Raw genomic sequence first — 10270 nt, 5'->3', positions numbered from 1 at the left:
GCGGGCCCGCCGGGAGCCGCGGACAGCACCAGCAGCTCCATGCCTGACTCGTCCGGCAGCGCGAAGTTCTCCTGATGTAGTTCCAGCAGTCCGATCAGCGGGTGCCGGTACGCCTTGCGTCCATGTGTACGGGCGCGCACGTCCGCGCGGGCCCAGAGGTGGCGGAAGCGTTCACTGCCCATCGCCAGCTCGCCGACGAGCGAGGCCAGGCGGGGGTCCTCGGGATACTTGCCGGTGGCCAGGCGCAGGTGCCCGACCACGTCGAGGGTGCATTTCTCCCAGTCCGCGTAGAGGCCGCGCTCGGCCTCCTCGAGGAAGATGTGCCGGGCGGTGTTCAGACCCGGCATCGGCCGACCGTAGAGGAGCCCGGCGAGGCGGTTGCCCGCCAGCACGTCCAGGCGGTGGTTCATGATCAGCGCGGGTGAGTCGGCGACCAGGCCGAGGACGCGCAGCAGCTCCGGCCGGACCCGCCCGCTCGGCGCCTTCGCGCGACGGCGCTGCCGCGCGAGCCGATGGAGGTGCCCGCGTTCGGTCCCGTCGAGGCCGAAGACGCGGGCGAGCGCGTCGAGGACCTGCTCGGATGGCTGGGTCGCGCGGCCCTGCTCCAGGCGTACGTAGTAGTCGACGCTGACTCCGGACAGGTGCGCGACCTCCTCGCGGCGCAGCCCCTCGACCCGGCGGCGACTGTCGGCGGGGATGCCGACGGCCGCCGGGTCGACCCGGGAACGCCGGGTCCGCAGGAAGCCCGCGAGATCGTCCATGCCCCCAGTATGGGCCGGATGGTGCCGGTGAGGGTGGCCCTGCCGTTACCAGGAAGTCCCGTCCGACGGAGGAGGCGCCCCTGAACACCGGGCGCCGTGGAGCCCAGGATCGAAGGCGTCCGATCCGAAGGAGTTCCCATGAAGACGCTGATCGTCTACGCCCACCCGGAGCCGAAGTCGCTCAACGGTTCGCTGAAGAACCTCGCGGTGTCCACTCTGGAGACCGCCGGGCACGAGGTGCGGGTGAGCGATCTGTACGCGATGGGCTGGAAGGCGGTCGTGGACGCCTCGGACTACGGCCCCGACGCCTCGAGTCCGCTGAAGGTCGCCCTGGACTCGGGCCGGGCCTTCGACGCGGGGACGCTCACCCCGGACGTCCTCGCCGAGCAGGAGAAGCTGCTGTGGGCCGACACGATCATCTTCCAGTTCCCGCTGTGGTGGTACACGATGCCCGCGATCCTCAAGGGGTGGGTGGACCGGGTGTTCACCTACCACTTCGCCTACGGCGTCGGTGAGCACAGTGACACCAGGTACGGCGAGCGCTTCGGCGAAGGCACCCTCGCGGGCAGGAGGGCTCTGTTGTCGGTGACCACCGGCGGCCCGGAGTCGCACTACTCCGCTCGCGGGATCAACGGCCCCATCGATGACCTGCTGTTCCCGTTCCAGCACGGCATCCTCTACTACCCGGGCCTCGAGGTGCTGCCGCCGTTCGTGCTGTACGGCACCGATCGGATGACCGCCGAGGAGTACCCGGACGTCGCCAAGGCCTGGGAGCAGCGCCTGCTCACCCTGGAGTCGACCGAGCCGATCGCGTTCCGGCGGCAGAACTTCGGTGACTACGAGATCCCCTCGCTGTGCCTGAAGGAGGGGCTGGAGCCCGAGGGCCGCACCGGTTTCGGGCTGCACGTGCGTGGTTAGTGCCGTGACGACAGGCGGTCTGTGACGCAGACGCGCGCCGAACTCTGGCCAGGGGTGGGAGGGGGTTCCCTCGCCATGCGCGAACCATGGCATGGCGTGTCGCGTCTACGCCACGGTCATGCCACATGTCGCCGCCGAAGCTCCACATCAACGCCGAATCACGTGGCATGACCGGTCGTGGCGGTGCGTGGCGTTCATGCTTCTGGCAGGAGTTCCGATCGAAAGCACCGGTGGAACAGTCGTACCGGTTCGATCCCCTCAAAATCTGATGCGCGGTGATCTCTGCGTATGGGTAGAAGCCCGAAAGTGGGACACGAGGGAGCACGGTGAGCACCGCGGCCCGGCACGTGAGCGATGACCGATCGCGGTATCGCGCCGCCGAGCGACTCCACGCGCGGCACCACCGGTCGTGGAGGGTCGTGCGGGGTCCCGGAGCGCGTCGGTACTTCGCCTTCCACCAGGGCGACGCCGACGTCGAACCCCTCCAGGCCGCCACACCCGGGGGCTGGACCGGCGGATCCGCCGTGCCCGGTCGGCCGTCTCATCCGCACCCTCCAGGCGCGGCCGGGCCCGTTCGCGAGCCCTTCGGGACACCACGACGCCCCGGGCGTCGGACACCGCGACGCCACCACCGCCTAACATCCAGGACATGCGCATACTCGTGGTGGAGGACGACGACCGGGTCGCGCGCGGACTGGTCACCGCGTTGCGATCGGCCTCCTTCGACGTCCAGCGCGTCGCCACGGCCGAACGCGCCCTGGCCGCCCCGCCCGCCGACGTCGTCCTGCTCGACCTCGGCCTGCCCGACCTCGACGGCATCGACCTCCTGCGCCATCTCCGCGAACGCCCGCAGACGGCGATCATCGCCGTCACCGCCCGGGGCGAGGAGCGCGACCGCGTCCGCGGCCTGCGCGCGGGCGCCGACGACTACGTGGTCAAACCCTTCGGCGTCGCCGAGCTCCTCGCCCGCATCGACGCCGTCCTCCGCCGTACCCGGGCCGCCCGAGCCGAGGCCGAGGACACCGAACCGAGGGTGACCGTCGGCCCGCTCACCCTGGATCCCGGCGCCCGCGAGGCCCGTGTGGGGGACCACCCCCTCCAGCTCACCCGCAAGGAGTTCGACCTCCTCGCCCTCCTGGCGGCGCGCTCCCCGTCGGTGGTCGCCCGGGACCAGATCCTCGACCAGGTGTGGGGCGCGGCGTGGGAGGCGTCGTCACGCACCCTCGACACGCACATCGCCTCCCTGCGGGCCAAACTCGGCTCGTCGGTGCGCATCCGCACCGTGCGCGGCGTCGGCTACCTGCTCGACCAGGCGTGACGCCGTGCTCCGCCGCCTGCTCACCATCCTGCTTCCGGCCGCGTTCGTCCTGGTCGCGGCGGTCGCGGTACCGATCGGCGGGGTGGTCGCCCAGCAACGCACCCAGGACGTGTACGTCGACCTCCTCGCCGACGCGGGCAGGTTCGCCGCCCTGGCGCGGACGGCGTTGGAGACCGACCGGACCGACGCCCTCACCCGGGAGATGGCCCGCTACGAGGACCTGTACGGGGTCCCCGCCGCGATCGTCGCCCCTGACGGTCAGGTGGTCGGCGGGTCGGGGAGTACCGAACGGCTGACGGACGTGGTCGCGGGCGTCACCACGCGGTCGGGGATCAGCGCCGCCATGGCGGGAGCGCGTCCCGAACCGCCCGCCGCCGTCTGGCCGTGGACCCGTGAACCGCTGGTCATAGCCGAACCCGTCGGCCGCGACAGCGAGGTCGTCGGCGTGGTCGTCCTGGTCGCCCCGACGGATCGGCTGGCCTCGGACGTGCTCACCGCGTGGGGCTGGCTCGCCCTGGCCAGTGTGGTGCCGCTGGCCCTGCTGGTCGCCGCCGCGCTGCCGCTGTCCCGCTGGGTACTGCGTCCGATCCGTCGCCTCGACGCGGCCACCACCGCCGTGGCCTCCGGTGACCTGGAGGTCCACGTGGACGCCGAACGCGGCCCGCCCGAGCTGCGGCGGTTCACCGAGTCGTTCAACACGATGGTGGAGGTCGTGCGGCGGGCCCTGGACCGGCAGCGCACGTTCGTCTCGGAGGCCTCCCACCAGCTGCGCAACCCCCTGGCCAGTCTGCGTCTGGCGGTGGAGAACCTGGCGCCGCACCTCAGCGGTCCCGAGGCGCGGGAGGCGCACGAGATCGCCATCGACGAGGCCACCCACATGCACCGCATGCTGAACTCCCTGCTCGCCGCCACCCGGTTGGAGAGCATCACGGGCACGGAGCCGGTCGAGCTGGCGGAGGTGCTGGGTACGCGCGTCGACCGGTGGCGGGCGCTGTGCGAGGCGCGCGGGTTCGTCCTGGACACGGATGTGCCCGAGGGGCTGTGGGCGCAGGCCCCGGCGGGCGGTCTCGGCAGCATCCTCGACGAGCTGGTCAGCAACGCGTTCCGCCTGTCCGGTGGGACGCGCATCGAGGTGCGCGCGGAGCCGGTCGCGGGCGCCGACCGGGTCCGGATCGGGGTGTTCGACGACGGCGTCGGGTTGCCGGAGGAGGAACGCGGGTCCGCGGTGGACCGGTTCTGGCGCTCGTCCCGGCACCAGAACGTGGAGGGCACCGGGATGGGACTGGCGATCATCGCCGACCTGGCCCGTGAGTCGGGCGGGCAACTCCTGCTGGAGGAGGGGCTGCCGGTGGGGGACCGGCCCGGATTCGGAGCGGTGCTGGTGCTTCCCGCGGCCCTGCCCCCGGAGTAGGGCCGCGCGGGGCCGCCCCCGGACTCCCCGCGCTCCCTCCCTCAGATCGGTTTGTTGTCCCGGTACCACCGCACGGCGCCCGGGTGGAGGGGGACGTCCCCGGTGGAGATCCCCGTCCGCACGTTGATCTGGGCCGCCTCCGGCCGGGTGGCCGCCAGCTGGGAGGCGCGGGTGAAGAGGGTGTCGGTGACCAGGTAGGCCAGGTCGTCGTCGAGGTCGTCTCGGCACAGCAGCAGGTTCGGGATGGACAGGGTCCGGGTCGTCGGCACGCCCTCGTAGGTGGTGGCCGGGATGGACGCCGGGAAGTACGCCTCGGGGTAGGTCTCGGCCAGGACGTCGGCGGCGTCGCCGAGGTCGATCAGGCGCACGGTCCGGCGCAGCGCCAGGCTCGCGATGGCCGGGGTGGGGATCCCGGTGAGGGAGAGCATGGCGTCGATCTCGCCGCGGCTCAGCAGGTCGGCGGAGTCGGCCTGGTTGAGCAGGACGGTGTCCATGGCCAGCCCGTAGGCGTCGGCGAGCCGCGTGGTCGTGAACTCGGTGCCGGAGTCGGGAGCGCCGAGCGACACGCGCAACCCCTCCAGGTCGGCGAGTTCCCGCACCGGTGAGTCGGCCATGACCAGCAGGTGCAGGAAGCTGTCGTAGACGCGGCCGATCGCGGACAGGTCCTCGTCCTCGGTCACCTCGGCCGCCGTCACCGCGTCCAGACTGGCCAGGCCGAGCTGCACCTCTCCGGACGCCAGCAACCGCAGGTTCTCCAGGGACGCGCCGCTCTCCACGGCCCTGACGTCGGTCTCCGGCATCCGCCGACCCAGGACCTCCGCCAGCTCCGCGCCGATCTCCCGGTAGACCGCGCCGGGCGGACCGGTCGCGATCACCAGCTCCGGCAGGTCCGGCACACCGCCGCGTCCACACGCGGTGAGCCCGCCGACCACGGCGGCCGCCGCGCCGAGCAGTACGCTCCGCCGGTCCGGTTCCCTCGCTCGCATATCCGCAGCCTAAACCGAGCGGGAACCGCCCGGAGAGGCCGCGCGCCACGGCCGCTGTCGCCCTGCGTCCACAGAACGTGACCCGGAGTGGCGCAATGTCAGAGGAATCCCAACTCTTCCCCCTGTGGATTGCCGGTCACATACCAGCGTGAGCACCATCACTACATCAACGTCCGCTTCATATCGGGGAAACCTCCGGGCAACAGCGTCGTCGTCCCTGGTTTCGCCCGGCGGGTGCGCAGCACCGACAGCCACTCCCCCCACCCGCGCAGGAGGAACATCATGGCCACCGACGATCCCGCCGTCAACGCACCCGACAGTGCGTCCGTTCCCCGACAGCCCGTTCCCCAGGACAAGGACCGCGCCAGCGGCAACCGCGAGACCAACCCGCTCCCGCGCAGGATCGGACTGGTCCTCGGACCGGTGCTCGGCCTGTTGGTCTACTTCCTGCTCCCGGACATGCCGCTGCCGCTGCCCGACGGTGAGGGCATGGGCGACCTCGCGGTCAACGGCCGAGCCGTCGCGGGCATCACCGTGTTCATCGCGACGTGGTGGGCGACCGAGGCCATCCCGATCCCCGTCACCTCGCTGGTTCCCCTGGTGGCCTTCCCGATCCTGGTCGACGGGGTGGCCGTGGGCGACGTCGCGCCGTCCTACGGATCGCCGACCATCTTCCTGTTCATGGGCGGCTTCATGCTGGCCCTCGCCATGCAGCGGTGGAACCTGCACAAGCGCATCGCGCTGACCATCGTGTCCAAGGTCGGGTCCAACACCGTCGGCCTCATCGGCGGGTTCATGGTGGCGACCGCGTTCATCTCCATGTGGGTGTCGAACACGGCCACGACCGTGATGATGCTGCCCGTCGGCCTGTCGGTCGTCGCGCTGATCACCCAGTTCCGGGGCGGGCGCACCGACGCCAACTTCGCGACCGCGCTCATGCTCGGCATCGCCTACGCCGCCTCGATCGGCTCCGTGGCCACGCTCATCGGCACCCCGCCCAACGTGCTGATGGTCGCCTACCTGTCCGAGTTCCACGACATCACCATCGGGTTCGGCCAGTGGATGATGGTCGGCCTTCCGATCGCCGTCGCCTTCCTCTTCCTCGCCTGGGTCGTGCTCGCCCGGCTGCTCTTCCGCCCCGGCGTCAAGCGGGTGGAGGGCGCCCAGGAGCTGATCCGCGACGAGCTGCGGGAGATGGGGCCGATCTCGCGCCCGGAGAAGCTGGTCCTGGCCGTGTTCGTCACGGCCGCGCTGTCCTGGATCTTCGTGCCGATGCGGGCCGATTCGCAGACCATCGGCGGCGCGCTGCCGTGGCTGGGCGGCATCAGCGATCCCGTCATCGCCATGGCCGTCGCCGTCGCGCTCTTCCTCATCCCGGCCGAGCGCGGCACCGGCACCCGTCTGCTGGACTGGGACACCGCGGTCAAGCTGCCGTGGGGCATCCTGCTGCTGTTCGGCGGCGGTATCGCGATCTCCGGTCAGTTCACCGCCTCCGGCCTGAGCGTCTGGATCGGCGGTCAGGTCTCCGTGCTCGGCGGGGTGCCGATCTGGGTGCTGGTGCTGTGCGTCACCGCGGTCGTGCTGCTGCTCACCGAGCTCACCAGCAACACCGCCACCACGTCCACCTTCCTGCCGGTGCTCGGCGGGGTGGCCGCCGGACTCGACGTCGACGTCCTCGTCCTGGTGGTCCCGGCGGTCCTGGCCGCGTCGATGGCCTTCATGCTGCCCGTCGCCACGCCGCCCAACGCGATCGTCTTCGGTTCGGGACACATCACCATCAACCAGATGATGCGGGGCGGCGTGCTCCTCAACCTCGCGGCGCTGTTCGTCGTCCTGCTCGGGATGTACGCGCTCGCCGGGTGGGCACTCGGGATCCCGCTCTAGACGGGGTCGGGTACGCGTCCCGCGGTGGCCCGCCCCACCGGACCACCGAGGTCCGCCGGGACGGCCCGACCCGCAGGGCGGACCGGTCCGACGGTACTCCCTACTCCCTCTCCCGGGCCGTTCGGACCGCCCGCCCCATCCCCCGGGGCCGTGCACGGCGACCACCGTGCACGGCCCCTTCGCGTGCGGCGGCCGTGTGGGCGCGATCACCCGGGGGTCGTGCAACGCGGACGTACGGGATCGCGTCCGAGTGGGAGCCGGGCGGCCCTCCGCCAAGGTTCGCCAATAGGACAATACGGACATGACTCACAGGCTCCTGCGCAACGGTTCCACGACCTTCCTCACCCTGGTGGTCGGCCTCTGCGTCGCCACGTTCCCCCTCCTCGCGGTCGTGGCGATCGCGCCGGACGGGACCGCGGACCTGGAGGCCTACCGGGCGGCGGAGCCCTGCCCGGCCGCTCCGGCCGAGCCCTCCGACTGCCTGTGGACGCAGGAGTTCACCGTGTCCGACGTCCACCTGGTGGACCGCGGGCAGAGGCACCAGTCGCATCGCACCACCCTGACGGACGCGGACGGGGGCACGTGGGAGTCGACCTACGGTGAGCGGGGCCCCGTCCTGCACCGACTCGACGGGGGCGACCGGGTCACCGGTACCGTCTGGCGCGGTCAGCTGACCGAGATCGCGTTCGGGGGTGAGGTCCAGGAAACCGACTCCGTCCCGGCCGACGAGCGTACCCGGGTCCTCATCGGCGCCCTGGTCATCGTCCCGCCCGGCCTCATCACGGTGGCCGTGTGTTTCTGGCGGCTGGCCCGCCTCCCCGATCCGGAGCCGACCGACGGGATGGGCGCCACCCTGAGCTTCGCCGTCACGCTGCTCTTCATCGGGCTCTTCTCCCCGGTCCTGGTCAGCGGACTGGGGGAGAAGGTCTGGCCGACGGTGGCCGTCTGGCTGCCGCTGGGCGCGCTCGCGGCCTTCGGGTTCCGGGTGTCCGTGACCCACAAGCGAGCCCGGGCCGCCGTAGCCGAGGAGGGAGCCGGTCCGACCGGGGAGTCCAGGGCGGACTGACCGCGGTCAGGAGTCCCAGACGACGAGCGGCCCTCCCGGGTCAGTGCGCCTGGCCCCGGGGCGGCGTGTCGCGCAGCGCGGCCTTTGGGCGGACGACGAGGTCGCGGGCGAAGGCGTCCGTGTCCTGTCGGCGGAAGACGTACAGCCAGACGAACACCGGACCCATGATCAGTGAGTGGGTGAGGGCGACGTCCGGTGGAGCGTCGAGTTCGCCTCGCGCGGCGTGAGGAGAGGATGGTTCTCGCTGCCCCGGTGTAGCCTCGCCGGAAGCTGGCTCCGTCACCGCGTGAGGGGAACGGGGAAGGACGCGTGTGGTGTCCGGTTCTCGACAACGTGCGGATTCGAGAGGGTCGCACGAGTAAAAGGGCAGGTCAAGAAGCCTGCTCCCCGCGCACGCGGGGATGGTCCCGCGCACATCGAGCGGCAGGTAGCGCGCGGTGTCTGCTCCCCGCGCACGCGGGGATGGTCCCTACGACAACAACGGCACCATCAGTCCCGTAGGCTGCTCCCCGCGCACGCGGGGATGGTCCCTCGTGCCCGTCCCACCAGTTCAACTGGTACTGCTGCTCCCCGCGCACGCGGGGATGGTCCCGCGACGATCCGGGGGGCTTCTCGCAAGCTCGACTGCTCCCCGCGCACGCGGGGATGGTCCCTCGCTCGCCCGGTCGACCGCAGCCTGGAAGTTCTGCTCCCCGCGCACGCGGGGATGGTCCGTAGTACCCGGCCGGCAGCGGGTAGGCGGGAGCCTGCTCCCCGCGTACGCGGGGATGATCCGTCGACCGCGGCGCCCACATACGCCCGGGGGCGTACTCACCAACCCCCGGGCGGACTCATGACCGCGCCACTCACGCTCACCAGGCGCGAAACACGCCGTAACACGGGGAAACGCAGGTTTCACGGAGTGACAGGGCCGACGAAACACGCCCTTCCTACCGTCGGGCCCCATGGACACATCGCTGTATACACGGCCCGGCAGGGGGGCTGAGGGCACAGCCACGTCGCGCCGGGACCAGGTCTACGCCCTCATGCGCGAGGAGGTGCTGAGCGGCCGGATCTCCCCCCACACCCGTCTGGGCGAGGTCCGCCTCGCCGAGCACTTCGGCGTCTCCCGGACCCCCGTCCGGGAGGCCCTCGCCCGCCTGCACTCCGACGGCCTCGTCGAGCGGCGCGAGAACGGTTTCTACGTCACCGTCCCCAACCTCGCCGAGCTCCGCGACCTCTACGAACTCCGGGTCACCCTCGAACTGCGCGGCATCGCCCGTGCCATCGAGGACCCCGCGATCACGCACGACCCCGGGATCCTCGCCGACGAACGCGAGCGCTGGGAGAAGCTGCGCGCCGAACCCCCCGAGCCCGACCCCTCCTTCGTCCTGCTCGACGAGGAGTACCACGCGGCCCTGTCCCGCGCCTCCGGCAACCGCGCCCTCACCGAGTCCCTCGTCTCCGTCAACCAGCGCATCCGCCGCGTGCGCATGTACGACTTCCTCACCGAGGACCGGATCACCTCCACCATCACCGAGCACCTCCAGATCGTCGAGCACCTCACGGCCCGCGAACTGGACTCCGCCTACCGCGCCATGCACGACCACGTGGGCGCCTCCATGGAGGTCGTCCTCGAACGCGCCCAGCGCGCCCTGACCCAGATGGCGCTCCACTCCGACGTTCTGTGACCGCGACCCTCCGCCCGGCGCTCTGAACTGGGAAGACAAGGGAGAAACCAGCGTGTTCGACTCCGTGCTCGTCGCCAACCGCGGCGAGATCGCCTGCCGCATCATCCGCTCCGCCCGCGAGCTCGGCCTGCGCACGGTCGCCGTCTACTCCGACGCCGACGCGGGTGCCCCGCACACCCGGCTCGCCGACGAGGCCGTCCGTCTCGGCCCCGCACCCGCCGCCGAGAGCTATCTCGACATCGACCGCGTCCTGGCC

General features: G+C 71.5%; 10 protein-coding genes and 1 CRISPR repeat array (1 of these 11 cut by a window edge). Of the genes, 7 read left to right on the top strand and 3 right to left on the bottom strand.

Features of this window, described 5'->3' with window-relative positions; genetic code table 11:
- Window positions 1-761: the 5' portion of a helix-turn-helix transcriptional regulator gene (locus D471_RS0121090; RefSeq protein ID WP_017600463.1), read on the bottom strand. The gene continues 58 nt to the left of window position 1, outside the view; only the first 761 of its 819 coding nucleotides appear in the window; it begins with the start codon at window positions 759-761; the stop codon falls past the left edge of the window.
- A 138-nt stretch (window positions 762-899) separates the two neighbouring features.
- Here D471_RS0121090 and D471_RS0121085 point away from each other — a divergent pair, with 138 nt between their 5' ends.
- From D471_RS0121085 to D471_RS0121075, 3 genes are all read left to right on the top strand, one after another.
- Window positions 900-1679, top strand: a complete 780-nt coding sequence (locus D471_RS0121085) for an NAD(P)H-dependent oxidoreductase (RefSeq protein WP_017600462.1) — start codon at window positions 900-902, stop codon at window positions 1677-1679.
- Between the two features lie 649 nt (window positions 1680-2328).
- Window positions 2329-2997: a response regulator transcription factor gene (locus D471_RS0121080; RefSeq protein ID WP_017600461.1), complete on the top strand. Its 669-nt coding sequence runs from the start codon at window positions 2329-2331 to the stop codon at window positions 2995-2997.
- 4 nt (window positions 2998-3001) lie between these two features.
- Window positions 3002-4408 carry a sensor histidine kinase gene (locus tag D471_RS0121075; RefSeq protein ID WP_017600460.1) on the top strand — a complete coding sequence of 469 codons (1407 nt, stop codon included), beginning with the start codon at window positions 3002-3004 and terminating at the stop codon, window positions 4406-4408.
- Window positions 4409-4449: 41 nt separating this feature from the next.
- On the opposite strand, the gene D471_RS0121070 is transcribed toward D471_RS0121075, so the two are convergent.
- Entirely contained in the window at window positions 4450-5394 is a 945-nt protein-coding gene (locus D471_RS0121070; protein ID WP_017600459.1) for a TAXI family TRAP transporter solute-binding subunit, read from the bottom strand.
- A 282-nt stretch (window positions 5395-5676) separates the two neighbouring features.
- Here D471_RS0121070 and D471_RS0121060 point away from each other — a divergent pair, with 282 nt between their 5' ends.
- Window positions 5677-7278: an SLC13 family permease gene (locus tag D471_RS0121060; RefSeq protein ID WP_017600457.1), complete on the top strand. Its 1602-nt coding sequence runs from the start codon at window positions 5677-5679 to the stop codon at window positions 7276-7278.
- A 301-nt stretch (window positions 7279-7579) separates the two neighbouring features.
- Window positions 7580-8344 (top strand): hypothetical protein, encoded by a 765-nt coding sequence (locus D471_RS37760; protein ID WP_017600456.1) that lies wholly within the window; start codon window positions 7580-7582, stop codon window positions 8342-8344.
- Between the two features lie 40 nt (window positions 8345-8384).
- On the opposite strand, the gene D471_RS39650 is transcribed toward D471_RS37760, so the two are convergent.
- A complete protein-coding gene (locus D471_RS39650) occupies window positions 8385-8627 on the bottom strand; it encodes a hypothetical protein (RefSeq protein ID WP_152486387.1) in 243 nt (80 codons plus the stop codon).
- Between the two features lie 97 nt (window positions 8628-8724).
- Window positions 8725-9119: direct repeats of the CRISPR family, unit length 29 nt; unit sequence CTGCTCCCCGCGCACGCGGGGATGGTCCC.
- 169 nt (window positions 9120-9288) lie between these two features.
- Here D471_RS39650 and D471_RS0121045 point away from each other — a divergent pair.
- Window positions 9289-10014: a GntR family transcriptional regulator gene (locus tag D471_RS0121045; RefSeq protein WP_026127931.1), complete on the top strand. Its 726-nt coding sequence runs from the start codon at window positions 9289-9291 to the stop codon at window positions 10012-10014.
- Window positions 10015-10066: 52 nt separating this feature from the next.
- Window positions 10067-10270: biotin carboxylase N-terminal domain-containing protein (locus D471_RS35400; RefSeq protein ID WP_040690542.1), on the top strand; the 204-nt coding region annotated here is incomplete at its 3' end.

This window comes from Nocardiopsis lucentensis DSM 44048, from assembly GCF_000341125.1.
In the GTDB taxonomy this organism is placed as follows: domain Bacteria; phylum Actinomycetota; class Actinomycetes; order Streptosporangiales; family Streptosporangiaceae; genus Nocardiopsis; species Nocardiopsis lucentensis.
This window is presented reverse-complemented; position numbering and strand designations above follow the sequence as displayed.